A 24,950-nucleotide genomic window follows, 5' to 3' on the forward strand; every position below is an offset into this window, starting at 1 on the left:
GCTCACTCCACCGTGACCGACTTCGCCAGGTTCCGCGGCTGATCCACCTCGTTCCCCCGCGCCGTCGCCAGCTCGCAGGCGAAGACCTGGAGTGGAACGGTCGCCACGAGCGGCTGGAGCAGCGTCGGCGTCGCCGGGATGCGGATCAGATGGTCGGCGTACGGGACCACCGTCTCGTCGCCCTCCTCCGCGATGACGATGGTGCGCGCACCCCTCGCCCGGATCTCCTGGATGTTGGAGACGATCTTGTCGTGCAGGATCGAGCGCCCGCGCGGCGAGGGCACCACCACGACGACCGGCAGGTCCTCCTCGATCAGCGCGATCGGCCCATGCTTCAGCTCGCCCGCCGCGAAGCCCTCGGCGTGCATGTAGGCCAACTCCTTGAGCTTGAGGGCGCCTTCCAGGGCCACCGGATAGCCCACGTGCCGCCCCAGGAACAGCACGGTGTTCTTGCCGGCGAGGGAGCGGGCGAGCTTCCGTACCGGCTCCATGGTCTCCAGGACGCGCTCGACCTCGCGGGAGATGTGAGACAGGTCGCGGATGACGACGTGGATCTCGTCGCCCCACTTGGTACCGCGCACCTGGCCCAGGTACAGGGCCACCAGGTAACAGGCGACGAGCTGGGTCAGGAACGCCTTGGTCGAGGCGACCGCGACCTCCGGGCCGGCGTGCGTGTACAGCACGGCGTCCGACTCCCGGGGGATCGTCGATCCATTGGTGTTACAGATCGCGAGCACCTTGGAGCCCTGTTCGCGGGCGTGCCTGAGGGCCATCAGCGTGTCCATGGTCTCGCCGGACTGGGAGATGGCGATGACCAGCGTGCGCGGGTCGAGGATCGGGTCCCGGTAGCGGAACTCGCTGGCCAGCTCCACCTCGCACGGGATCCGCGTCCAGTGTTCGATGGCGTACTTGGCGATCATCCCTGCGTGGAAGGCCGTGCCGCACGCCACGACCACGATCTTGTCGACCTCGCGCAGCTCGGCGGCCGACATCCGCAACTCGTCGAGCCGCAGCGAGCCGTACGCGTCGATGCGCCCGAGCAGCGTGTCGGCGACGGCCTTGGGCTGCTCGGCGATCTCCTTGAGCATGAAGTAGTCGTAGCCGCCCTTCTCGGCGGCCGAGGCGTCCCAGTCGACGTGGTAGGAGCGGACGTCGGCAGGCCGACCGTCGAAGCCGGTGACCGTCACCCCGTCCCGGCGCAGCTCCACCACCTGGTCCTGGCCCAGTTCGATCGCCGAACGGGTGTGGGCGATGAACGCCGCCACGTCCGAGGCGAGGAAGGCCTCGCCCTCGCCGACGCCCACCACGAGCGGCGAGTTCCGCCGCGCGCCCACGACCATGTCCGGCTCGTCGGCGTGCACAGCGACCAGCGTGAACGCGCCCTCGAGCCGCCGGCACACCAGCCGCATCGCCTCGGCGAGGTCCGCGGTCGCGGAGAACTCCTCGGCGAGCAGATGCGAGACGACCTCGGTGTCCGTCTCGGAGTCGAGCGTGTGGCCCCGCTCCTCCAGCTCGGCCCGCAGCAGCGCGAAGTTCTCGATGATCCCGTTGTGGACGACGGCGACGCGGCCCGCGTTGTCGAGGTGCGGATGCGCGTTGGCGTCGGTCGGAGCGCCGTGCGTGGCCCAGCGGGTGTGCCCGATGGCCGTGGTACCGCTCGGCAACGGCCGGCTGCCCAGCTCCTTCTCCAGGTTGACCAGCTTCCCGGCCTTCTTGGCGGCGGCCAGACCCCCGTCCGCCAGCACCGCGACGCCCGCAGAGTCGTAGCCCCGGTACTCCAGCCGCTTCAGTCCCGCCACAACGACGTCGAGCGCCGACTGCGGTCCCACGTATCCCACGATTCCGCACATGTGCCGCAGCCTACGGTCCGACAGGCGCCCGGACCTCCCGGAACCTGCCCGAAATCGGAAATTCCCACTGGGGTACGAACGCCCGCGCGTCATTCGCCACAAGGCGATCGGCCAGAGGTTCGGCTACAGCGCGGATCACATCGCGATCGGCTGCCCCTTGCCCGTCCTGACCGCAATGCCCGGCTCCGCCACACATTCCAGATCCGCTCCCCTCCGCCTCGGTGCTGGGGCGTGACGGACCCCACCCGCCATCCAGTTCAAACTCCGTTAACAATGGACTGTGATCTCTCCGGTCTCCTCGATGCCCCGGAGCGCCCACCGGCCCAAGCCGGAGGCGACTCCCTACGTCGACCTCACCCGTGCCGAGTGGAGCGCGCTGCGCGACAAGACGCCGCTGCCGCTGAGCGCCGAAGAGGTCGAGAAGCTGCGCGGTCTGGGCGATGTGATCGACCTCGACGAGGTTCGGGACATCTACCTCCCGCTGTCCCGGCTGCTCAACCTCTACGTGGGCGCGACAGACGGCCTGCGCGGCGCCCTGAACACCTTCCTCGGCGAGCAGGGCTCCCAGTCGGGCACCCCGTTCGTCATAGGTGTCGCGGGTTCGGTTGCCGTCGGCAAGTCGACCGTCGCCCGCCTCCTCCAGGCCCTCCTCTCCCGGTGGCCGGAACACCCGCGCGTGGAGCTGGTGACCACGGACGGCTTCCTGCTGCCCACCAAGGAACTTCAGGCCCGCGGGCTGATGTCGCGCAAAGGCTTCCCCGAGTCGTACGACCGCCGCGCGCTGACCCGTTTCGTCGCCGACATCAAGGCCGGCAAGGACGAGGTGACGGCCCCCGTCTACTCCCACCTGATCTACGACATCGTCCCCGGCCAGAAGCTGACCGTCCGCCGCCCGGACATCCTCATCGTGGAGGGCCTGAACGTCCTCCAGCCCGCCCTCCCCGGCAAGGACGGCCGCACCCGCGTGGCCCTCGCGGACTACTTCGACTTCAGCGTGTACGTCGACGCCCGCACCGAGGACATCGAGAACTGGTACCTCAACCGGTTCCGGAAACTGCGTCAGACCGCCTTCCAGGACCCGTCCTCGTACTTCCGCAAGTACACCCAGGTCTCCGAGGATGAGGCCCTCGACTACGCCGGCACGACCTGGCGGACCATCAACAAGCCGAACCTCGTGGAGAACATCGCCCCGACCCGCGGCCGCGCCACCCTGGTGCTGCGCAAGGGCCCGGACCACAAGGTGCAGCGACTGAGCCTGCGCAAACTCTGAACCCGTGGTCGTCAGCGGCTGTTAAAAAGGCGTCATGCTGCATCTGCGTCTGATCGTCCCGGCGGAAAAGACCGAGGACGTGGTGCGTCTGATCGAGAAGACGGTCGGCACCACGCATCTCGTCGTGATACCGGGCGCCGCCCGCAATCCGGCCGGGGATGTCGTGATGTGCGACGTCGCGCGTGAGGCGGCCGACGAACTCATCGGCGCCCTGCGGGCGTCGGGGCTGGACCGGACCGGCTCGATCGCCGTCGAGAACATCGACCTGTCGCTCTCCAGACGCGCCGAGAAGGCCGAGGCGGAGGCACCGGGCGAGGGGGCCGACGCGGTCCTGTGGGAGCACCTCGCGGACGCGACGCACGAGGAGTCGACGCTCTCGATCACCTACGTCGCCTTCCTCACCCTCGCCACGATGATCGCGGCCTGCGGTGTCGTCCTCGACAACGCGATCCTGATCGTGGGCGCGATGGCGGTGGGCCCGGAGTTCGGCCCGCTGGCGGGGATCAGCACGGCGCTGGTGCGGCGGGCGCCACGGCTGGCCGCCCGTTCGCTGATCGCGCTGCTGGTCGGTTTCGCGGTGGCCATGCTGGTGACGGTCGGGTTCACGTACTTCATGGACGCCGTGGACCTGTTCAGCCGGGTCAAGCTGGACGCCGAGCGGCCCAACACCAACTTCATCTACCGGCCGGACGCGTTCTCGTTCGTCGTCGCGGTCCTCGCCGGTATCGCCGGCACGCTCTCGCTGACGTCAGCGAAGTCGGGCGCGCTGGTCGGCGTCGCGATCTCGGTCACCACGGTCCCGGCGGCGTCGAACGCGGCCGTGGCCTTCGCGTTCGACGACTACAGCCAGGCTTGGGGCTCCAGCGTGCAGCTCCTGCTGAACCTGCTGGGCATCGTGCTCGCCGGCACGCTCACCCTGCTGGCCCAGAAGCGGCTCTGGGCCAGACAGCGCGCACATACTTCCCAAGCGGGGCAGTTCTAGCCGAGCGCCGACTTCACCGCGTCCGCGAGCCGGCCGGCAACGGACCGCGCCTGATCGATGTCGGAGGCCTCGACCATGACCCGTACGAGCGGCTCCGTGCCCGACGGACGCAACAGCACGCGCCCGGTGGACCCGAGTTCCCGCTCGGCCTCGGTGACGGCGGTGGCGAGGTCCGCGGACGTCGCGACCCGGGACTTGTCGACGTCCGGGACGTTGACGAGGACCTGCGGCAGCCGCTCCATCACGGACGCGAGGTCCCGCAGCGTACGGCCGGTCTGCGCGATCCGCGCGGCCAGCATCAGACCGGTCAGCGTGCCGTCGCCGGTGGTGGCGTGGTCGAGAATGATGACGTGGCCGGACTGCTCGCCGCCGAGCGCGTAGCCCTTCTCCTTCATCTCCTCCAGCACATACCGGTCACCGACCGCGGTCTGCACGAGCTCGATGCCCTCGCGCTCCATGGCCAGCTTGAAACCCAGATTGGACATGACCGTCGCGACGACGGTGCCGGAGCGCAGTGCGGAACGCTCCCGCATCGCCAGCGCGAGCACGGCCAGGATCTGGTCGCCGTCCACCTCCTCGCCCGCGTGGTCCACGGCGAGACAGCGGTCGGCGTCACCGTCGTGTGCGATGCCGAGGTCGGCGCCGTGCTCGACGACGGCGGCTTTCAGCTGGTCCAGATGGGTGGAGCCGCAGCCGTCGTTGATGTTGAGCCCGTCGGGCTCCGCGCCGATCGTGACGATCTCGGCGCCCGCCCGCGCGAACGCCTCGGGCGAGACCCGGGAGGCGGCGCCGTGCGCCTCGTCGAGGACCACCTTGAGCCCGTCCAGCCGGTTCGGGAGGACGTCCAGGAGATGGGCGACGTACTGGTCGAAGCCCTCGTCGTACGACTTCACACGGCCGACCCCGGCGCCGGTGGGCCGGTCCCAGGGCGCGCCGGTGCGGTGCTCCTCGTACACGGCCTCGATCTTGTCCTCCAGCTCGTCGGCGAGCTTGTGCCCGCCGCGGGCGAAGAACTTGATGCCGTTGTCGGGCATGGCGTTGTGGCTGGCGGAGAGCATCACGCCCAGGTCGGCACCGAGCGCGCCCGTCAGGTACGCGACGGCCGGAGTGGGCAGCACACCGACACGCAGCACGTCCACGCCCGCGCTGGCCAGCCCGGCGACCACAGCGGCCTCCAGGAACTCCCCGGACGCGCGCGGGTCCCGTCCGACCACCGCCGTCGGCTTGTGGCCCTCGAACGTGCCCGCCTCGGCGAGTACGTGCGCCGCCGCCACGGAGAGACCGAGCGCCATCTCGGCCGTCAAGTCCGCGTTGGCGACACCGCGCACGCCGTCCGTGCCGAAGAGTCGTCCCACTGTGGTGTCCTCCGAACCTTGCTGCGAATGTGCGGCTCATGCCGAGTTTCCAGACAGGGCCGGGATACGTACATCCCCTCGCCCCGTCTTGAGGCTTATCCCACGGAGCTGTCCCGCGCCTGCCGGGATTGCTCCATAAGCCGGTGATAAGCAACCTCCCCCGTAAACGAACCGCCCCGGCGGCACAGAGCGTGCTGCCGGGGCGATGCGTGCGCGCTGCAGGCGGTAGGACGCCTGCCGCGACCAGCGGACGCGGTTAGCGCTTGCTGTACTGCGGAGCCTTGCGGGCCTTCTTCAGACCGGCCTTCTTCCGCTCGACCGCACGGTCGTCGCGGCGGAGGAAGCCGGCCTTCTTCAGCGCGCCGCGGTTGTTGTCGACGTCCGCCTCGTTCAGCGCGCGGGCGACACCGAGACGGAGCGCACCGGCCTGACCGGAGACACCGCCACCGGCGATGCGGGCGATGACGTCGTAGCGGCCCTCGAGCTCGAGCACCTTGAAGGGCTCGTTGACTTCCTGCTGGTGCACCTTGTTCGGGAAGTAGTCCTCGAGGGTGCGACCGTTGATCTTCCACTTGCCGGAGCCCGGAACGATCCGGACGCGGGCGATGGCGTTCTTCCGGCGGCCCAGGCCGGCGGCCGGCTGGGGCTCACCGAAGCGGGAGGCGAGGGACTCGGAGGTGTACTCACCCTCCACCGGAACCTCGGTCTCCGTGGTGTAGCTGTCGATGTCAAGCTCTTCGAGCGGCTGCTCGGCAGTGGTCTCGGCCACGATTCTCCTCAGATTCTCTTCAGTCTTAGGGGGTGGCCGGACTTACTGCGCGACCTGGGTGATCTCGAACGGCACCGGCTGCTGGGCGGCGTGCGGGTGCTGGTCACCCTTGTAGACCTTCAGCTTCGAGAGCATCTGACGGCCCAGGGAGTTCTTGGGGAGCATGCCCTTGACGGCCTTCTCGACGGCCTTCTCGGGGTTGTTCGCCAGCAGGTCGTCGTAGCGGACGGAGCGCAGACCACCCGGGTAGCCGGAGTGGCGGTACGCCATCTTCTGGGTCCGCTTGTTACCGGACAGGTGGACCTTGTCCGCGTTGATGATGATGACGAAATCGCCGGCGTCCACGTGGGGCGCGTAGATCGGCTTGTGCTTGCCGCGCAGGAGAGTGGCGGCGGTGGTGGCCAGACGGCCCAGGACGACGTCCTGAGCGTCGATGACGTGCCACTGACGCGTCACATCGCCGGGCTTGGGGCTGTACGTACGCACGGTTCGTAGCCTTCGCTTCTTCAGTGAGGATCCTGACAAGGTCACCGAAGACGATCACGACAGCCCTGACCGCACCGCGGTGACGCAAGCCGCGTGCTGGTCGCTGGTCATCGGCCCGGTGGACCGGTGTAAGGGCCCCTCACGTGAGAATGAGCAAGCCAATACACATAACGAACAGCCAGGATAACGGGGGCGCCCACACGGGTCAAAACGGGGCCACGGAGGCGTTGCCGCTGGTGCCCTCGAACGCCGCACGGACTCATTTGACCTTGCTTGCACTGTGTTGTTCCTGAGGTGGTCACCGAAGGCGAACAGGACGGTCCGTGGCCCGTCTAAGATGCGCCGCATGAGTTATGGGCAGGGGGAGCCCCAGTGGGATCCCTGGAAACCGAGTTCCCAGCAACCGCAGTGGGGCAGCCGTGGCAGCACCCCGGACTGGGCCGCACTCGCCGAGGCCTCCGAGGCGCGCAACAAGCGCCGCCGACTCCTGTTCATCCTCGGCGGCGCCCTGGCCACGGTCGCCATAGGCGCCGCCGTCGCCGTGGCCGTGGTGTCCGCCAACGGCAGCCCCGAGGCCTCGAACAAACCGGCCGGCCCGCTGCCCGGCACCGCGGACATCCCCAGCGAGAGCGCCGCCACCGCCCCGTCGTTCGCTCCGACCTCGGCCCCTCCCCCGCTGGACCCGATGGACTTCATCTCCAGTGCGAAGAAGGACACGGCTCCGATCAGCGCGAACACATTGTTCCCGGGCACCCAGCTGACCGTGGGCACGAACGTCTACAAGAAGGGCCCCTCGGCCTCCACGACGAAGTGCGCGTCGGCCGTGCAGGGCACGCTGCCCGCGGTGCTCACCAAGAACGACTGCACCCGCGTGTTTCGCGCCACCTACACCAAGGACGGCGTCGCGGTGACGGTCGGCGTGGCCCTCTTCGACACCGCCGCCCAGGCCACGAAGGCCAAGCAGGAGGCGGACAGCAAGAGCATCCTCACGTCGCTGGTGGGCAAGGGCGTGCCCACGTTCTGCCGTACGGCGGTCTGCCGCTCCACCACCAACTCCTACGGCCGGTACGCCTATTTCACGCTCGCCGGCTTCACCAACGGCAAGGACGTGACGACCAAGGACGCGAAGGTCTTCACGGCAGGCGACGACCTGGCCGAGTTCGCGTTCCGCCAGATCCGCCGCCGCGGCGAGGCTCAGGCATCCGCGGCCTCCGCCCAGTGACCCGGTTCGCGTCAGGCGTCCGCACCCCCGCCGGGGAACGCCGGAGCGCTGTGCGGATGATCACGGGATCGGCGTAGCTCATGCGGTTGCGGGGGCGGGTCGGGCTGATCGGGGCCGCGGTGGGCGCGGCGCTGACGGCTCCTTTGGCGGTGTGGGCCTGGCCCGACAAGAGGGAGCAGGGGCCCCGGGCGGTCCCGACCGACCTGCGGGAACGGGACCCGCGGGCGACCCCCGCCGCACGCCGGGTGTACGCGGTCCTGGCCGGCCTGGAGAACGACGCGCGCCACGGCCGCCCGAGCCGTACGGTGATCGGCCAGCACGTGGAGCTGCACAACGAGCGGTACAACCCGGAGTACGGCGACTACCGGGGCACCAAACAGCCGGGCTACTACTACCGCAAGGCGCGTGACATCACCGGCCGCCTGCCCGGCTTCGTGGAGCTGGACCTCGGTCCCGGCTACGGACAGCCGGGCTGGGCGGTGGGCACGGCACGCTCGTACTCCAAGGCCTGGCCGGCCTGCCGTCGCTTCTGGGGGTACGCCGAGGACGCCGTGGACCTCGCCGTCGGCGTGTGGGCGGGGCTACCCCGGGCGGCCGACGGTTCCTACCGGCCCTCGGGCACGCACAAGGAGTGCGCCTCCGGCACCGAGGTCTCCCTGCCGCACAACGGGGGCGGGCCCGCGGGCCTGGTCGGCTTCTCCTTCCATCAGCCCTACCCGGGCAGCCCGGTCAAGGGCTTCCCGCAGACTCTGCACCGCAACTCCCCCGGCGCGAAGGACCGCGGCTGGTTCGGCCGGGTGGTCACCGAGGGCACCGCGGAGCACCGGGCCCTGCTGCACGACCTCGGCTATCTCGCGGACCACCTCGGCTACCTCGCCTCGCGCGGGGTGCCGGTGCTGCTGCGGCCGTACCATGAGATGAACACCGCGCCGGGCCACGGTTTCTGGTGGGCGGGGCAGGACCCGGCCGCGTTCCGCAAGCTGTGGCGGCTGACGTACGACTACCTCGTGAAGCAGCGCGGCCTGCACAACCTCATCTTCGTGTGGGCGCCGAACTCCTGGGAAGGGACTTACGGGCGCCCGCCCGGGGCGTACTACCCCGGTGGCCGCTATGTCGACATCGTCGGCGTCGATGACTACAGCGACACCCCGGCCCGACCCTTCGGCGGGGGCGCCTGGACCGAGGTCTGGTACCGCGGCCTGGAGCAGTACGGCAAGCCCCGGATCATCGCCGAGTCCTTCCACGTACCGCTCAACGCTGCCCAGCCGGACACCCTGACCAGGACGCCATGGGTGCTGTGGACGGTGTGGGGCCAGTCACTGTCGTACGACAACATCTCCGCCCCCTTGCGGAAGAACACCCCGGCCGATGTGAAACAGACCTACGGATCACCGAGGGTGATCACCGGTGGACGTGCCGCACAAGCCGGAGACATCGACTGGAGATCACTACACAAGAGTCACCTTGGTTAACTTTTGAATACACGTTCCCCACGCATATTCCTTGTACCGCGCATATATGCGACGACCGTGCTCCTGTTCGGTCAGTGCTTCGGACGCCTGGGGGGGCATCTGAGGGGCGGCTGACCGAGGCGCCAGAGAAGGCGTTGAGGGGATGGACCCGGAACAACACATTCGTCACGGTGCGCACGCGTGCCGTGACCGAGATCCGTCGTTGCCTCAACGCACCACCGATCTCACGGGAGTTCCGCAGTCGTCATGGCATCGACACTGGTCGACGGGGGTGTGCCGCATTCGCGGCACAACGCCAAGCTGGCAAAACGTACCGCCGCGTGGAGGCCGGGCATCCTGCCGTTCTTGATTCCGCTGGTGGTCCTGCTCGTCTTCAGTCTCTGGTCGTACACACCGAGCGACTCGCCGCTGGCCTGGCTGATCACCATCGCCTGGGCGCTGCCCGTACCGGGCGCCCTCGTGTCCCTCCAGGGCTTCCTGCTGATCCGCCGTCGGGTCCGCAAGGCGCATCTGATGACACCACCCGCCCCAGTGCTGCAGGACTTCCTGATCGTGCTGGTGCCGACGATCGGCCGGCACGACACCTACCCCGCCCTGGAACGCTCCGTCCTCTCTTATGTGGAACACCTCCCGGAGTGGTTCCCGTACATGCGCGTCGATGTCCTCACCGAGGAGGGCTGCGAGGCCGCCGAGCGGATCGACGACCTGGCGGCGTCCAGCCCGCTGATCCGCGTCGTCACGGTCCCGAAGGCCTACCAGACCAAGAACGGCACCCGTTTCAAGGCCCGCGCCAACAACTACGCGCACGAACTGCGCATCGAGGAGGGCGAGGCCCTCGAACACGTCTGGGTGCTGCACATGGACGACGACACGGGTGTCGGCCCCGACACCGCAGCGTCCCTCGCCCAGTTCATCAACCGCCAGCGCCGGGCAACCCCCGAAGAGGTCAAGCACATGGCGCAGGGGATCCTGACCTACCCGCGCGAGAACGCGGTGAGCATGCTCACCTGGTTCGCCGACGCCATCCGCCCCGCCGACGACATCGCCCGGTTCCGCGCCTTCACCGGCCTCGGCACGCCGGCCGCCGGCGTGCACGGCGAACTCCTCGTCATCCGCGCGTCCATAGAGGCCGAGATCGGCTGGGACTTCGGCCCCAGGGAGATCGTCGAGGACGCCCGGCTGGCCCTGACCTTCTGCCGCCTCTACCCGGGCCGCAGTGACTGGTTCAACGGCCGCTGCTACGGCGCCTCGCCGGCCAACACCAAGGACTTCATCAAACAGCGTGAGCGCTGGGCCTGGGGCCTGGTCGCCCTCTGCTTCAACCGCAAGGTGCCGCTCCGTTACCGCTGGTTCCTGACCATGTGTGTGACGAGCTGGATCCTGGGCCCGCTGCAGCACGTCGGCACCGTGCTGTTCGTGGCCTGGTTCATCGGCGACATGAACACCTCGCCCGTGACCCAGTCGGTCGTCCTGCTGTGGTCGATCAGCTTCGCCTATGTGATCTGGGCGTACTGGGAAGGACTGCGGCTCAACGCGATCGCCTCGGTGAACGGCAGGCGCAAGTGGTGGGAGCCCATCGCGGTCATGGTCATGCTGCCCTACTTCTCCCTCATCGAAGGGGCCGGCGGCATCAGGGGCCTGTGGAAGTTCATCCGCCGCGAGGAGAACAAGTTCGTCGTCATCGCCAAGCCCGCCTGACCCGGAAGAGATCGACACCTCATGAAGCGCGCCCGCTTGCCCCTGCTTGCCGTGCTGCCCGTATCCGTCATCTCCTTCGTGATCGCGGTGCCCTTCGTCGCCGGTGACCATCCGCTGCGCTGGGAGTCGGGCTCACTCGTGCCGAGCCTCGTACTCAACGGCGAGGGCACAGGACAGTCGGGGGGCTCGTCGACCGACGACGACACCACCGCACCGGGCCCCTCGACTCCGGCCACGGCGGAGATCGCCAAGGTGGACAAGGAGTGGAAGAAGGGCATGCCGCAGTGGGGCGTCCAGCTCTACTGGGAGGACAACGCCAAGCACACCCTCGAGTACGTCGAGAAGCAGGCCCGGCTGCAAGCGAACTACCTGGTCGGCCTGCACGCCAACTCAGTCAGCGTGTCCTTCCCGTTCATCACCGGTGGCCGTGGCTCGACGAATATCAGCGCGAGCAGCAAGACCCCCACCCCCGAGCGGCTTGCCGACGTCTTGGAGATCTTCCACAAGGCTGGACTGCGCACCACGGTACGGCCCCTGCTGGACGAGACGTCCCTCGACGTCGCCGATGGAGACTGGCGCGGCAACATCCGGCCGACCGACCGTACGGCCTGGTTCACCTCGTACGAGAAATTCATGACTCCGTATCTGAAGGCGGCGAACTCCCAGAAGGCGGCCACCTTCGTCATCGGCACAGAGCTGAACTCCATGGAGGGGGACGCCCGCTGGGAAAGGCTCGTGAACCGGGCCGAGAAGCTGTTCTCGGGCGACGTCGCCTACGACTCGAACTGGGACGCCTACGTCAGCGGCCCGGTCGACATGCCCGTCACCAGCCTCGGAGTCGACGCCTACTTCCCCGTCAAGGTCCCGGACAACGCCTCGGTGCAGACCCTGGTCGACGGCTGGAACGACTGGCTGGACAAGAAGGCCACCGGCCCCCTCCCCAAGATCACTATTGCCGAGGCAGGCATCGGCGCCATGAACGGCGCGTACCGGGCACCCGGCGACTTCTACACCAAGCGCGCCGTCAACGCCCGAGTGCAGGCCAACTGGTACACCGCGGTCTGCAAGGTCGTCCAGGAACGAAAGATGTCCGGCGTCTACTGGTGGTCGATCTACTTCGACGACGACCCGAACACCAAGCCCGACGACAAGGTTGCCTCCCGGCTCGACTTCGCCGGACGCCCCCTCTCCGAGAAGGCCATCAAGTCCTGTTTCACCTCTGACTACGCAGGCCCTGGGACCGACACCGCTAGCTGACCGAGCGAGGCAATCATGCAAGAAGCCATCATTTTGGTGGGCGGCAAGGGAACTCGCCTGCGCCCGCTGACGAACCACACTCCGAAGCCGCTGCTCAACGTCGCGGGCTCCTCCTTCATCCGGCACCAGATAGCCAAGCTGATGGATGCGGGCGTCGAGCACGTGGTGTTCGCCACCTCGTATCTCGCCAGCCTCTTCGAGGAGGAGTTCAAGGACTTCTCTCAGGACCTGGAGATCTCCTACGCCGTCGAAGAAGTCCCGCTCGGCACGGGCGGGGCGATCCGCAACGCCGCGCGTCTGCTGCGCGGCGGTTCAGCGGACGCGCCGGTCCTCATCCTCAACGGCGACATCCTGTCCGGCGTGGACCTGGCCGCCATCCTGACGCGGCACGTGGACCGGGAAGCAGATGTGACCCTGCATCTCACCCGGGTTCCCGACCCGCGCGCCTTCGGTCTCGTCCCCACGGACGCGGCCGGCCGGGTGCTGTCCTTCCTCGAGAAACCCAAGACAGCCGAGGAGTGCGTCACCGACCAGATCAACGCCGGCTGCTACGTCTTCAGCCGGTCCGTCCTGGACGCCATCCCGGCCGACCGCGAGGTCTCGGTCGAGCAGGAGACCTTCCCGCAACTCGTCGCCCAAGAGCGGCGCGTCTTCGGCCACACCACGGAGGACTACTGGCGCGACCTCGGTACGCCGCTGGCCTTCGTCCACGGCTCCGCCGACCTGGTCACCGGCAAGGCGACCTCTCCCCTCGTGAAGAGGCCGGTGGAGGCCCTGATCCATCCCACGGCCGTCATCGACCCGACCGCCCGCGTCACGGGCGGCTCGACGATCGGCCCGCACGCCGTCATCGGTCCGCACGTGGCCGTCGACCGCTCCATCATCGGCGCGAGCGTCACCGTGGCCGAGGGTGCCCGGATCCACGAGTCCGTGGTGGACCACGACTCGTCCATCGGCGCCGGCTGCCTCCTGCGCGAGGTCGTGGTCGGCTGCCACGCACACATCGGCGCGGAGAACGAACTGCCCGCCCAGCTGCGGCTGGCATGCGGCATCCGCATCCCCTCCCTGGGGGTGCGGATGAGCGGCACCGCCACCGCCTGCCTGACGGTCCACTGAGAGATCCGGCCCCACCGGACAGCCACGGGAGAGACGTGACCACCCATCAAGCTACCGCGATAGGCGACCCGACGCGGCCGCCCGAGCACCGGCCGGAGCAGCGCCGCCGAAAAGCCGCGCAGGAAGACCGGCTGCGCAAGTACCGGCCCGACCTTCAGGGCCTGCGCGCCGTCGCGATCACGATGGTCGTCTTCGTGCACACGGGCATCGTCGACATCCACGGCGGCGTCGACGTCAGCTTCACGCTCAGCGGCTTCCTCATCGGCAGCCAGCTCCTCGCGGAGATCGACAAGACCGGCAAGGTGTCGCTCGGCAAGTTCTGGGCTCGCCGGTTCCGGCGGCTGGCACCGGGGGCCGCCCTCACCATCATCGTGACGGCCGTGGTGGCCTGGATCTACGCCAGCCCGTTCAGGTTCCGCGGCTACATGCAGGACGGCTTCGCCGCCTCGCTGAGCTTCATCAACTGGCGCCAGGCCGAGAACGGCACCGACTACTTCGCCGACAACGGCAGCCAGTCGCCGTACCAGCACTTCTGGTCGCTGAGCATCGAGGAGCAGTTCTACGTCCTCGCGCCGATCGCACTCGTCGTCGTCGCCTGGCTCAGCCGCCTCATCTTCCGCAACCGGTTCCTGGTGGGGCTGTTCCTGGCCGTCGTGATCAGCGGCTCGCTCTATCTGTCGGTCACGACGACCCAGACGAACCAGCCGCTCGCCTACTTCGGCACCCCGACCCGCGTGTGGGAACTGGCCGTTGGCGTCTTCGTCGCCCTCAACGCCCGGCTCCTGTCCCGCATGTACCAGGGCCTCGCGGCCGTCCTCAGCTGGGTCGGGCTCGGCACCATACTGGTCACAGCGTCCCTCATCACCGAGCAGACCCCCCTGCCCGGCTACGCCGTGGGCGGACCCGTGCTGGGCGCCGCCCTGATCATGGCGGGCGGCTGTGCCAACCCCCGCCTCGGCGCCGAGCGGCTCCTCGACAACCCCGTCTTCAACTTCGTCGGCAACGCGAGCTACGGCTGGTACCTCTGGCATTGGCCGCTGCTGATCCTCTGGTCGGACATCGTCGGTCACGAGATCACCTACTCCGATCGCTTCCGCGTCGCCACGGGCTCCTTCGTGCTGGCCGTCGCCGGGCACTATGTGATCGAACGGCGTTTGAAGGCCAACTTCAGGCTCGTGCAGATCCCGTGGCGCGGCATCCTGACCGGCCTGACCCTGACCGCCACCGCGGCCGTCGCCATGATCCTCGCCATACGGGTGGTACCGCTCAATCTCGACACCACCGCCGGCGCCGCGAAGGGGGGCTCCGTCGGGTACACCGACGCGAAGTCGGTGAAGCAGGCCGTGCTCCAGAAGGAGCTCTCCGCCACCGCGCAGAGCATTCTCCCGGGGGCTTCTAAGGACATGACCCACTACGGCTGCATCGACAACACCGACGTCAAGAAGTTCGTCATGCGCGACAACTGCGTCATCGGGGACACGCAGGGCAAGCGCTCGATCGTCGTGATCGGGGACTCCCACGCCTGGCAGTGGGGCGATGCCTTCGAGAGCCTCGGGAAGTCGCTGCACGTCAAGGTGGTGACCATGGCGAAGGGCGGCTGCTCCCCCGAGGTGTACGCCATCAAGAACCCCGAGCTGAACCGCGAGTACTCCGAGTGCGACAGCTGGCGACAATCGGCGTTCAAGAGCATCGACGACCTCAAACCCGACGTCATCGTCGTCACCAGCCGCATCCGGCAGGAGGTGACCGAGAAGGGCGCCGAGCAGGCCTTCAAGGTCCTCGAGGCTTCCGGCGCCAAGCTCGTCTACATCACGGACACCCCGCAGCCCGGCCGGAACGTACCGGACTGCCTCGCCACCCACATCCACGACGTCCACGCCTGCAACCCCGCCGAGGACAAGGCCGTCGAATTCCCTGACTTCCGTGCCATAGAGCAGAAGGTCGCCGAGCGCCACGGTGCCCAGGTCCTCGACTCACTGCCCGCGTTCTGCGCCGACAACGTCTGCCCGACGGTAATCGCCGACCAGATCGTCTACTTCGACAACAGCCACATGACAGGGGCCTACGCGAAGTCGCTGGCGCCCTTCCTCAAGCCGACCCTCCAGAAAGCCCTGGCCGGCTGACGTTTCCCGTCAGTGGACCTTCCCCCGCACCCGGCGGGCCTGCCGCTGCCTCTCCAGCAGCAGCTCGTCCGCCGGGTACCCGACCTCCTCCAGCGTGAGCCCATGCGGCCGTACGACATGCACGGCGCTGTCCCGCACGCCGGCGTCGAGAACCTTCCGCGGCCACTCCACGCCACGGTGGCCGTCGCCCACGAACAGCAGGGCTCCGACCATGGACCGCACCTGGTTGTGGCAGAAGGCATCGGCGCGGACCTCGATCTCGACGATGCCGTCCATCCCCCGGCGCACCCCGAAGTCGAGGATCTCGCGTATCGTCGTCGCCCCCTCGCGCTTCTTCGCGTACGCCGCGAAGTCGTGCTCCCCGACAAGGGACTTGGCGGCGGCGTCCATGGCGACCACGTCCAGGGGCCAGTCGTGCCAGAGGACGTGGTTGCGCAGCAACGGATCCACGCCGCCGGGGTTGTCGGTGACGCGATAGACGTAGCGCCGCCAGATCGCAGCGAAGCGGGCGTTGAAGCCGCTGGGCGCCTCTCTGAGCGCCCACACGCGCACATCCTTGGGCAGTCGGCCGGCGAGCCGCTTGAGGAGCTTCCCGCGGTGCTCGCCCCACACCGTGAGGGGCAGGTCGACATGGGCGACCTGGCCCCGCGCGTGCACCCCGGCGTCGGTGCGACCGGCGACGGTCAGCTCGTACGTCTCCCGCGACCGCGTGACCGTACGCAGCGCATCCTCGATCTCCCCCTGCACGGTCCGCCTGTCACCGGCCTGCTTGGCCCAGCCGTGGAAGTCCGTGCCGTCGTAGGAGAGGTCGAGACGGATGCGGACGTGGCCGGGCTGTACTTCGTCACTCACCTCTGGATCCTCTCAGGAACACGAAAGCGGGCCCGCCCAACGGACGGACCCGCTTCCAGCGAGGTCAACCTCAGGCGTCCTTGGACTCCTCGGCGTCCTTGGACTCCTCGGCGGCCTCAGCCGGCTTGGCGTCCTCGACGACCTCTTCGGCCTTCGTCTCCTCGGCCTTGGTCTCGGCCTCCTTGACGGCGCGCTTGGTCGCCGCCTCGGCCTCGCCGACCGCCTTCTGCTGCACCGTCAGCGCCTCGACCAGCTCGATGACAGCCATGGGCGCGTTGTCGCCACGGCGGTTGCCGATCTTGGTGATGCGGGTGTAACCACCCGGACGGTTCTCGTAGCGCGGGCCGATCTCGGAGAACAGCGTGTAGACGATGTCCTTGTCCGTGATGACCTGGAGCACCTGGCGGCGGTTGTGAAGGTCGCCCTTCTTCGCCTTGGTGATCAGACGCTCCGCGTACGGGCGCAGGCGGCGGGCCTTCGCCTCGGTGGTGGTGATACGGCCGTGCTCGAACAGCGACTTCGCGAGGTTCGCGAGGAGCAGCTTCTCGTGCGCGGCGCTGCCGCCCAGACGGGCACCCTTGGTGGGCTTCGGCATGGTTCTTCTCCTAGTGATCTGCCCCGGCCGTGTCAGGTACCGGGGTCAGTATCCGAGCAGGCGGTCGCCTGTCGGAGATCCGGGCGCCTTTGCCAAGGCGCCCGGAGGTGGATCACGTCCAGTACCGGATCAGTACTGCTCGGTCTCCACGAAGCCCGCGTCCGCGTCGTCGTCGGCGCCGAAGGCGTCGGCAGCGGCCGTGGGGTCGAATCCGGGCGGGCTGTCCTTCAGGGCCAGGCCCATGCCGGCCAGCTTCGCCTTGACCTCGTCGATGGACTTCGCACCGAAGTTGCGGATGTCCAGGAGGTCGGCCTCGGAGCGGGCGACGAGCTCACCCACGGAGTGGATGCCCTCACGCTTGAGGCAGTTGTAGGAGCGGACGGTGAGCTCCAGCTCCTCGATCGGCAGTGCCAGGTCGGCGGCGAGAGCGGCGTCCGTCGGGGACGGACCCATGTCGATGCCCTCGGCGTCGATGTTCAGCTCACGCGCCAGACCGAACAGCTCCACCAGGGTCTTGCCGGCGGACGCCATGGCGTCGCGCGGACGCATGGCCTGCTTGGTCTCGACATCGACGATCAGCTTGTCGAAGTCGGTGCGCTGCTCGACACGGGTCGCCTCGACCTTGTAGGTGACCTTGAGAACCGGCGAGTAGATCGAGTCGACCGGAACACGGCCGATCTCCTGGCCCACCTGCTTGTTCTGCACGGCGGAGACATAGCCGCGACCGCGCTCGACGGTCAGTTCCATCTCCAGCTTGCCCTTGCCGTTGAGCGTGGCGAGGACGAGGTCGGGGTTGTGCACCTCGACACCGGCCGGGGGCGCGATGTCGGCGGCGGTGACCAGACCCGGGCCCTGCTTGCGCAGGTACATCACGACCGGCTCGTCGTGCTCCGAGGAGACGACCAGCTGCTTGATGTTGAGGATCAGGTCGGTGACGTCCTCCTTGACGCCCGGCACGGTGGTGAACTCGTGCAGGACGCCGTCGATGCGGATGCTGGTGACAGCAGCGCCGGGGATCGACGAGAGGAGGGTGCGGCGGAGAGAGTTGCCGAGGGTGTAGCCGAAGCCCGGCTCAAGCGGCTCGATCACGAACCGGGAGCGGAACTCGTCGACGACCTCTTCGGTCAATGAGGGACGCTGAGCGATCAGCATGTGTGGATCAGATCCTTCTTTCGTGGACGCCCGCTATTTGACGTCCGACGGAAACCCGCGCCCAGAAAGCACGGGGTAATGCAAGGGTACGGGCGGTACGGCGATTGCACCGCCGTACCGCCCGAAACCGCTGCCCGTGAAGCAGACGTCAGACGCGGCGGCGCTTCGGCGGACGGCAGCCGTTGTGCGGGGTCGGGGTGACGTCCTGGATGGAGCCGACCTCGAGGCCCGTGGCCTGCAGGGAGCGGATCGCGGTCTCACGACCGGAACCCGGGCCCTTCACGAACACGTCGACCTTGCGCATGCCGTGCTCCTGGGCGCGGCGGGCGGCCGACTCGGCGGCCATCTGCGCGGCGAACGGCGTGGACTTCCGGGAGCCCTTGAAGCCGACGTGGCCGGCGGAGGCCCAGGAGATCACGTTGCCGGACGGGTCCGTGATGGAGACGATCGTGTTGTTGAACGTGCTCTTGATGTGCGCGTGGCCGTGAGCGACGTTCTTCTTTTCCTTGCGGCGCACCTTCTTGGCAGCGCCCTGACGACCCTTGGGGGGCATCTATAACTCCTACGGGAGGTGGTCGGTCCTACAGCGAAGACCGCTGGACGGCGAGTCCGCTGCGGACTACTTCTTGCCCGGCTTCTTCTTACCGGCGATGGCGCGACGCGGGCCCTTGCGGGTGCGGGCGTTGGTGCTGGTGCGCTGACCGCGGACGGGCAGACCACGACGGTGACGGAGACCCTGGTAGCAGCCGATCTCGACCTTGCGGCGGATGTCGGCCTGGATCTCGCGACGGAGGTCACCCTCGGTCTTGATGTTGTTGTCGACGTACTCGCGGATCGCGACGAGCTGCTCCTCGGAGAGGTCGCGAACGCGGGTGTTCGGGTCGATGCCGGTCTCGGCCAGCGTCTGCTGCGAGAGCGTCCGGCCGATGCCGAACACATAGGTGAGGGCGACCTCCACACGCTTTTCGCGCGGGATGTCAACACCGGAAACGCGTGCCATTCAATGGCTCCAGTTGATCTTCGGAGGTCTTCCGCAGAACCGACTCCCAGCCGCCGTACGAGGTACGAACTGGGTCCCCGGCCTCCGAACCGGGGGTGTCAAGCCGTATGGCTTGGGCCCTGCGTATGAACATATTCAGCTTGCGTCGCGCGAATCTCTGCGAATCGATGCAGAGGGATCGGTCCTGCGTCAGCCCTGGCGCTGCTTGTGGCGCGGGTTCTCGCAGATGACCATGACCCGGCCGTGACGGCGGATCACCCTGCACTTGTCGCAGATCTTCTTGACGCTCGGCTTGACCTTCATGGGATGTGAGGTTCTCCGGGTCAGTTGCCGGCGGTCCCGCTCACGCGGGACCTGGGCAAGATCTACTTGTAGCGGTAGACGATCCGGCCACGCGTCAGGTCGTACGGAGACAACTCCACCACGACCCGGTCGTCAGGGAGGATGCGGATGTAGTGCATGCGCATCTTGCCGCTGATGTGTGCCAGGACCTGGTGGCCGTTCTGGAGCTCGACCTTGAACATGGCGTTCGGCAGAGACTCGACGACAGTGCCCTCGATCTCGATGGCACCTTGCTTCTTGGCCACGCTTCGCCCTTCGAATCGACTACCTTGATCGGCTACGCGACCCGCATGAGGACATGCGAATACACGAGAGCCGACGAGTCAGTCTACGTCAGGGCTCTGAGAAAGACGAATCGGGGGAGTCTGCCCCATGCGGGAGATCATCATGCCAGCGCGTCCGGCGCCGCCGTGATGTGTACTCCGTGAGCCCGGCCTTGCCGCCGACCCGCCTTCGACGCCGCTCTCGCGGGGTCGCCGCCCGGGGCGGCTCACAACCTTCGACCGGCTGCACCGGCCCGCGACCGGCGGTCGTGGACTCGGGTCGTCGTCAGGCCAGCGGGTCCGGCGCCGCCGTGATGCCGTACTCCGCCAGCTTGGCCTTGCCGCCGTCCGGGGCCGTCAGTACCAGGGGGCCCTGCTCGGTCAGGGCGACGGAGTGCTCCCAGTGGGACGACCAGGTGCCGTCGGTCGTGATGACGGTCCAGTCGTCCTCGAGGACCTCCGTCTTCGGTGTACCCAGCGACACCATCGGCTCGATGGCGAGGCAGAAGCCCGGCACCAGCTTCGGGCCCTTGCCCCGGCGCCGGTCGACGTAGTTCAGCAGGTGCGGGTCCATGTGCATCTCGGTGCCGATGCCATGCCCGCCGTAGTCCTCGATGATCCCGTACTTGCCGCCGCCCGGCTTCGGCTGCCGGCGGATGTACGTCTCGACGGCCCGGGAGACGTCGACGAGCCGGTTACCCTGCTTCATCGCCGCGATCCCGGCCCACATCGACTCCTCCGTCACGCGGGACAGCTCCACCAACTCCGGAGCGTGACCGGACCCTACGAACGCAGTGAAGGCGGCATCGCCGTGCCAGCCGTCCACGATGGCCCCGGCGTCGATGGAGATGACGTCGCCGTCCTTGAGCACGACGTCATCGGACGGGATGCCGTGGACGACGACCTCGTTCACCGACGTGCAGATGGTCGCGGGGAAGCCGCCGTACCCCAGGAAATTCGGCTTCGCCCCGTGCTCCGCGAGAACCTTGCGCGCGACCTCGTCCAGGTCCTTCGTCGTGGCGCCCGGCACGGCCGCCTCCCGCGTGGCGGCGTGCACGGCGGCGACGACCAGCCCCGCCTCACGCATCTTGGCGATCTGCTCGGGGGTCTTGATCTGCACCATGACGACTGCGGCCTTTCTGGACCGGAGAGAGTACGAACGTCTTCAACGATACGGGCGCGCCGGACCGCCCAGAGCCGCTCACAGCTCGGCCGCGGCCCCGCCAGGGAACCGCGGCCGTGGAGCGGCGGTGGCGACTACCTGTCGCCGACCTTCTGCTTGAGCGCCTCCATCGCGCGCCGGGTGACCTCTTCCACCTTGCCGAGCGCGGAGATCGTGGCCACCAGGCCCTGCGACTTGTAGTAGTCGATGATCGGCTCGGTCTGCGCGTGGTAGACCTCCAGCCGTTTGCGGACGGTCTCCTCGGAGTCGTCGTCCCGCTGGTAGAGCTCGCCACCGCAGACGTCGCAGACGCCCTCCTGCTTCGGCGGCTTGTACGACTCGTGGAAGACGTGCGACGAGTCGTTGCGGCAGACGCGGCGGCCCGCGATGCGCTTGACGACCTCCTCCTCGGGCACCTCGAGGTCGAGGACCGCGTCCAGCCTCATGCCCTCGGTCTTGAGCATGTCGTCCAGCGACTCTGCCTGCTGCACGTTGCGCGGGAAGCCGTCCAGCAGGAAGCCGTTCTTCGCGTCGGGCTGCTCCATGCGGTCCTTGGCCATCGCGATGGTGACCTCGTCCGGCACCAGCTCACCGCGGTCCATGTAGGACTTCGCGAGTTTGCCGAGTTCCGTCTGCCGGCTGATGTTGGCGCGGAACAAGTCGCCCGTGGAGATGTGCGGAATCGACAGGTTCTTGGCGAGAAACGCGGCCTGCGTTCCTTTACCGGCACCGGGCGGCCCGACGAGGACGATTCGCATCAGCGGAGGAACCCTTCGTAATTGCGCTGCTGGAGCTGGCTCTCGATCTGCTTCACCGTCTCAAGACCGACACCCACGATGATCAGGATGCTGGTACCGCCGAACGGGAAGTTCTGGCTTGCCCCGAAGCCAACCAACGCCATCGTCGGTACGAGAGCGATCAGACCCAGATACAGCGAACCCGGCCAGGTGATCCGGTTGAGCACGTACGACAGGTACTCAGCGGTGGGCCGACCGGCCCGGATGCCCGGGATGAAGCCACCATACTTCTTCATGTTGTCGGCGACTTCTTCGGGGTTAAAGGAGATCGCCACGTAGAAGAACGCGAAGAAGACAATCAGCAAGAAGTACATGGTGATGTAGATCGGGTGGTCACCCTTGGTGAGGTTCTGGCTGATCCAGGTCTTCCATCCGGAGTTGCCTCCGGCGAACTGCGCGATCAGTGCCGGGATGTACAGGAGCGACGAGGCGAAGATGACGGGGATCACACCCGCCTGGTTCACCTTCAGCGGAATGTACGTGGACGTACCGCCGTAGGACCGGCGGCCGATCATGCGCTTCGCGTACTGGACCGGGATGCGCCGCTGCGCCTGCTCGACGAAGACCACCAGACCGACCATCACCAGGCCGACCGCGATGACGGTGCCGAACTCGATCCAGCCGTCGGCCAGGGAGCCCTGCTTCTTGATGGCCCACAGCGCGGACGGGAAGGTCGCGGCGATCGAGATGAACATCAGGATGGACATGCCGTTGCCGATACCGCGGTCGGTGATCAGCTCGCCGAGCCACATGACGACGGCCGTACCGGCGGTCATGCAGATGACCATCGTGATGGTGGTGAAGATCGACTGGTCCGGGACGATCGAGGTCGCCACCGGGCAGCCCGAGAACAGGGCGCCGCTCCGGGCGGTCGCCACGAGGCCGGTGCCCTGGAGAATCGCCAGGGCCACCGTCAGGTAGCGGGTGTACTGCGTGATCTTCGCCGTACCGGCCTGGCCCTCCTTCTTCAGGGCCTCCAGGCGCGGGATGACCACGGTCAGCAGCTGGAGAATGATGCTCGCCGTGATGTACGGCATGATGCCCAGCGCGAAGACCGTGATCTGCAGCAGCGCGCCGCCGCTGAACATGTTCACCAGACCGAACAGGCCCTGGTTGCCCTTGGCCACGTCGATACAGGTCTGAACACTCTTGTAGTCGACGCCCGGGATCGGGATGTGCGTACCGACCCGGTACACCACGATGATGCCGAGCGTGAAGAGCAGCTTCTTGCGCAGGTCGGGCGTCCTGAACGCCCGGGCGAACGCGGTGAGCACGGTGCCTCCTGCGACCCCCGCGCAACTGCGTCAAGGGTGACGGTCTTGAGATTCCGACTGGACAACGACATGTGTAACGGCCGACTGCCGCCCTGAGTGCCCGTACCGCGGCACCCTGTGAAAGTTGGCAGTGCAGGCCACCTTACCGGCGAGACTGCCCCCTTGGAACGACCAACCGGGGATACCCCATTGTGGGATATCCCCGGTCGGGATCGTTCAGGTCATCGAGACGCCCGAGAGTGTCAGACGAGCTCGGTGACGGTACCGCCGGCGGCGGTGATCTTCTCCTTGGCGGAACCGGAGACGGCATCGACCGTCACCTGCAGCGCCACGGAGACCTCACCCTGGCCGAGGACCTTGACGAGCGCGTTCTTGCGAACGGCGCCCTTGGCCACCAGGCCCTCGACGGTGACCTCGCCACCCTCGGGGTACAGCGCGGCCAGCTTGTCGAGGTTCACGACCTGGTACTCGGTCTTGAACGGGTTCTTGAAGCCCTTCAGCTTCGGGAGGCGCATGTGCAGCGGCATCTGGCCACCCTCGAAGCGCTCCGGAACCTGGTAGCGGGCCTTCGTGCCCTTGGTACCACGACCGGCCGTCTTACCCTTCGACGCCTCACCACGACCGACACGGGTCTTGGCGGTCTTGGCGCCCGGGGCGGGACGGAGGTTGTGGATCTTGAGCGGGTTCTGCTCCGCCATGATCAGTCGACCTCCTCGACCGTCACGAGGTGGCGGACGGTGTGCACCATGCCGCGGAACTCGGGGCGGTCCTCCTTGACGACCACGTCACCCAGGCGCTTGAGGCCCAGGGAACGCAGGGTGTCGCGGTGGTTCTGCTTGCTGCCGATGTAGGACTTGACCTGCGTGATCTTGAGCTGAGCCATCACGCACCCGCCCCGGCACGCGCACGCAGCAGGGCCGCGGGAGCGACGTCCTCGAGAGGCAGACCACGGCGGGCCGCAACCTCCTCGGGACGCTGCAGGCCCTTCAGGGCCTCCACGGTCGCGTGCACGATGTTGATCGCATTGTCGGAGCCGAGCGACTTCGACAGGATGTCGTGGATACCGGCGCACTCGAGCACGGCACGCACCGGACCACCGGCGATAACACCGGTACCCGGGGACGCGGGCTTGAGCAGCACGACGCCGGCAGCCTTCTCACCCTGGATCGGGTGCGGGATGGTGCCCTGGATCCGGGGGACCTTGAAGAAGTGCTTCTTGGCCTCCTCAACGCCCTTGGCGATGGCGGCCGGCACCTCCTTGGCCTTGCCGTATCCGACACCCACGGTGCCGTCACCGTCGCCCACCACGACCAGCGCGGTGAAGCTGAAGCGACGACCACCCTTCACAACCTTGGCGACGCGGTTGATCGCGACGACGCGCTCAACGTACGCGGTCTTCTCGGCGGCAGCTGCGCCGCCGTCACGGCCCTTCCGGTCCCGCCGCTCGCCGCCACCGGCACCGCCACCGCGGCGCTGGGGTCCAGCCATTGGAATTACCTCTCTCTGTTTCCGCTAGCTACGGAACCGACTCAGAACTTGAGTCCGGCCTCGCGGGCGGCGTCCGCCAGGGCGGCGATGCGCCCGGCGTACTGGTTGCCACCACGGTCGAACACGACAGCCTCGACGCCGACGGCCTTGGCACGCTCGGCGACCAGGGCGCCGACCTGCTTGGCCTGCGCGGACTTGTCGCCCTCGCCACCGCGGACCGACGCGTCCAGGGTGGACGCCGACGCCAGGGTGTGGCCCTTGAGGTCGTCGATCACCTGCGCCACGATGTGGCGGTTGGAGCGGGTCACGACCAGACGGGGACGCTCCGCCGTACCGGAGATCCGCTTGCGGATCCGGATGTGACGGCGCTTGATCGCGGCGCGCTTGTAGGCGTCGCCCTTCAGGATCTTCTGCCCGTATGCCAT

The 24,950-nt window shown here is 67.8% G+C and carries 26 protein-coding genes; 8 read left to right on the forward strand and 18 right to left on the reverse strand.

Annotated features, from left to right (window positions below; genetic code table 11):
• Window positions 1-2: 2 nt before the first annotated feature.
• Window positions 3-1,850 (reverse strand): glutamine--fructose-6-phosphate transaminase (isomerizing), encoded by a 1,848-nt coding sequence (glmS, locus tag ACZ3TS_RS07300; protein ID WP_467614408.1) that lies wholly within the window; start codon window positions 1,848-1,850, stop codon window positions 3-5.
• Between the two features lie 301 nt (window positions 1,851-2,151).
• Here glmS and coaA point away from each other — a divergent pair, with 301 nt between their 5' ends.
• Window positions 2,152-3,120: a type I pantothenate kinase gene (gene coaA / locus ACZ3TS_RS07305; protein ID WP_467614410.1), complete on the forward strand. Its 969-nt coding sequence runs from the start codon at window positions 2,152-2,154 to the stop codon at window positions 3,118-3,120.
• A 34-nt stretch (window positions 3,121-3,154) separates the two neighbouring features.
• Entirely contained in the window at window positions 3,155-4,102 is a 948-nt protein-coding gene (locus ACZ3TS_RS07310) for a DUF389 domain-containing protein (protein WP_467614412.1), read from the forward strand.
• Here ACZ3TS_RS07310 and glmM read toward each other — a convergent pair.
• From glmM to rplM, 3 genes are all read right to left on the reverse strand, one after another.
• Window positions 4,099-5,457 (reverse strand): phosphoglucosamine mutase, encoded by a 1,359-nt coding sequence (gene glmM, locus ACZ3TS_RS07315; RefSeq protein ID WP_467614414.1) that lies wholly within the window; start codon window positions 5,455-5,457, stop codon window positions 4,099-4,101. The two genes, ACZ3TS_RS07310 and glmM, sit on opposite strands and share 4 nt — an antisense overlap.
• A 256-nt stretch (window positions 5,458-5,713) precedes the next feature.
• Entirely contained in the window at window positions 5,714-6,226 is a 513-nt protein-coding gene (gene rpsI, locus ACZ3TS_RS07320) for a 30S ribosomal protein S9 (protein WP_467614417.1), read from the reverse strand.
• A gap of 42 nt (window positions 6,227-6,268) precedes the next feature.
• Window positions 6,269-6,712, reverse strand: coding sequence for a 50S ribosomal protein L13 (gene rplM, locus ACZ3TS_RS07325; protein ID WP_146463583.1), 444 nt, complete (start codon window positions 6,710-6,712; stop codon window positions 6,269-6,271).
• 346 nt (window positions 6,713-7,058) lie between these two features.
• Between rplM and ACZ3TS_RS07330 the strand changes: the two genes are divergently transcribed.
• From ACZ3TS_RS07330 to ACZ3TS_RS07355, 6 genes are all read left to right on the forward strand, one after another.
• On the forward strand, window positions 7,059-7,934 hold the full coding sequence (locus ACZ3TS_RS07330; RefSeq protein ID WP_467614420.1) for a hypothetical protein: 876 nt from the start codon (window positions 7,059-7,061) through the stop codon (window positions 7,932-7,934).
• An 80-nt stretch (window positions 7,935-8,014) separates the two neighbouring features.
• Window positions 8,015-9,406, forward strand: coding sequence for a glycoside hydrolase family 26 protein (locus tag ACZ3TS_RS07335; RefSeq protein ID WP_467614423.1), 1,392 nt, complete (start codon window positions 8,015-8,017; stop codon window positions 9,404-9,406).
• Between the two features lie 246 nt (window positions 9,407-9,652).
• Window positions 9,653-11,104: a glycosyltransferase family 2 protein gene (locus tag ACZ3TS_RS07340; RefSeq protein WP_467614424.1), complete on the forward strand. Its 1,452-nt coding sequence runs from the start codon at window positions 9,653-9,655 to the stop codon at window positions 11,102-11,104.
• A gap of 21 nt (window positions 11,105-11,125) precedes the next feature.
• Entirely contained in the window at window positions 11,126-12,361 is a 1,236-nt protein-coding gene (locus tag ACZ3TS_RS07345) for a glycoside hydrolase family 113 (RefSeq protein ID WP_467614427.1), read from the forward strand.
• Window positions 12,362-12,376: 15 nt separating this feature from the next.
• Complete coding sequence (gene manB / locus ACZ3TS_RS07350) at window positions 12,377-13,477, forward strand: mannose-1-phosphate guanylyltransferase (protein ID WP_467614429.1); 1,101 nt, start codon at window positions 12,377-12,379, stop codon at window positions 13,475-13,477.
• A gap of 35 nt (window positions 13,478-13,512) precedes the next feature.
• Window positions 13,513-15,600, forward strand: a complete 2,088-nt coding sequence (locus ACZ3TS_RS07355; RefSeq protein ID WP_467614432.1) for an acyltransferase family protein — start codon at window positions 13,513-13,515, stop codon at window positions 15,598-15,600.
• Between the two features lie 9 nt (window positions 15,601-15,609).
• On the opposite strand, the gene truA is transcribed toward ACZ3TS_RS07355, so the two are convergent.
• From truA to rplR, 14 genes are all read right to left on the reverse strand, one after another.
• Complete coding sequence (truA, locus tag ACZ3TS_RS07360) at window positions 15,610-16,452, reverse strand: tRNA pseudouridine(38-40) synthase TruA (protein ID WP_467614434.1); 843 nt, start codon at window positions 16,450-16,452, stop codon at window positions 15,610-15,612.
• Window positions 16,453-16,522: 70 nt separating this feature from the next.
• Window positions 16,523-17,047, reverse strand: coding sequence for a 50S ribosomal protein L17 (gene rplQ / locus ACZ3TS_RS07365; RefSeq protein ID WP_467614436.1), 525 nt, complete (start codon window positions 17,045-17,047; stop codon window positions 16,523-16,525).
• A 129-nt stretch (window positions 17,048-17,176) separates the two neighbouring features.
• Complete coding sequence (locus tag ACZ3TS_RS07370; protein WP_062640332.1) at window positions 17,177-18,199, reverse strand: DNA-directed RNA polymerase subunit alpha; 1,023 nt, start codon at window positions 18,197-18,199, stop codon at window positions 17,177-17,179.
• A 148-nt stretch (window positions 18,200-18,347) separates the two neighbouring features.
• Entirely contained in the window at window positions 18,348-18,752 is a 405-nt protein-coding gene (gene rpsK / locus ACZ3TS_RS07375; RefSeq protein ID WP_003956432.1) for a 30S ribosomal protein S11, read from the reverse strand.
• A gap of 66 nt (window positions 18,753-18,818) precedes the next feature.
• On the reverse strand, window positions 18,819-19,199 hold the full coding sequence (gene rpsM / locus ACZ3TS_RS07380) for a 30S ribosomal protein S13 (protein WP_020135802.1): 381 nt from the start codon (window positions 19,197-19,199) through the stop codon (window positions 18,819-18,821).
• Between the two features lie 189 nt (window positions 19,200-19,388).
• Entirely contained in the window at window positions 19,389-19,502 is a 114-nt protein-coding gene (gene rpmJ, locus ACZ3TS_RS07385) for a 50S ribosomal protein L36 (protein ID WP_003998809.1), read from the reverse strand.
• A gap of 62 nt (window positions 19,503-19,564) precedes the next feature.
• Window positions 19,565-19,786 (reverse strand): translation initiation factor IF-1, encoded by a 222-nt coding sequence (gene infA, locus ACZ3TS_RS07390; RefSeq protein WP_003948620.1) that lies wholly within the window; start codon window positions 19,784-19,786, stop codon window positions 19,565-19,567.
• 304 nt (window positions 19,787-20,090) lie between these two features.
• Window positions 20,091-20,927, reverse strand: coding sequence for a type I methionyl aminopeptidase (gene map / locus ACZ3TS_RS07395; protein ID WP_467614437.1), 837 nt, complete (start codon window positions 20,925-20,927; stop codon window positions 20,091-20,093).
• 134 nt (window positions 20,928-21,061) lie between these two features.
• Entirely contained in the window at window positions 21,062-21,724 is a 663-nt protein-coding gene (locus ACZ3TS_RS07400) for an adenylate kinase (RefSeq protein WP_467614439.1), read from the reverse strand.
• Window positions 21,724-23,037 carry a preprotein translocase subunit SecY gene (gene secY, locus ACZ3TS_RS07405; protein WP_467614442.1) on the reverse strand — a complete coding sequence of 438 codons (1,314 nt, stop codon included), beginning with the start codon at window positions 23,035-23,037 and terminating at the stop codon, window positions 21,724-21,726. Before secY ends, ACZ3TS_RS07400 begins: the two co-directional genes overlap by 1 nt.
• Window positions 23,038-23,279: 242 nt before the next feature.
• Window positions 23,280-23,735, reverse strand: coding sequence for a 50S ribosomal protein L15 (gene rplO, locus ACZ3TS_RS07410; protein ID WP_030233862.1), 456 nt, complete (start codon window positions 23,733-23,735; stop codon window positions 23,280-23,282).
• A gap of 2 nt (window positions 23,736-23,737) precedes the next feature.
• Window positions 23,738-23,920 (reverse strand): 50S ribosomal protein L30, encoded by a 183-nt coding sequence (rpmD, locus tag ACZ3TS_RS07415; protein ID WP_030174559.1) that lies wholly within the window; start codon window positions 23,918-23,920, stop codon window positions 23,738-23,740.
• A complete protein-coding gene (gene rpsE, locus ACZ3TS_RS07420) occupies window positions 23,920-24,525 on the reverse strand; it encodes a 30S ribosomal protein S5 (RefSeq protein ID WP_015658456.1) in 606 nt (201 codons plus the stop codon). Before rpsE ends, rpmD begins: the two co-directional genes overlap by 1 nt.
• 41 nt (window positions 24,526-24,566) lie before the next feature.
• On the reverse strand, window positions 24,567-24,950 hold the full coding sequence (rplR, locus tag ACZ3TS_RS07425) for a 50S ribosomal protein L18 (protein ID WP_467614446.1): 384 nt from the start codon (window positions 24,948-24,950) through the stop codon (window positions 24,567-24,569).

The organism is Streptomyces sp. NPDC022910 (assembly GCF_055561075.1).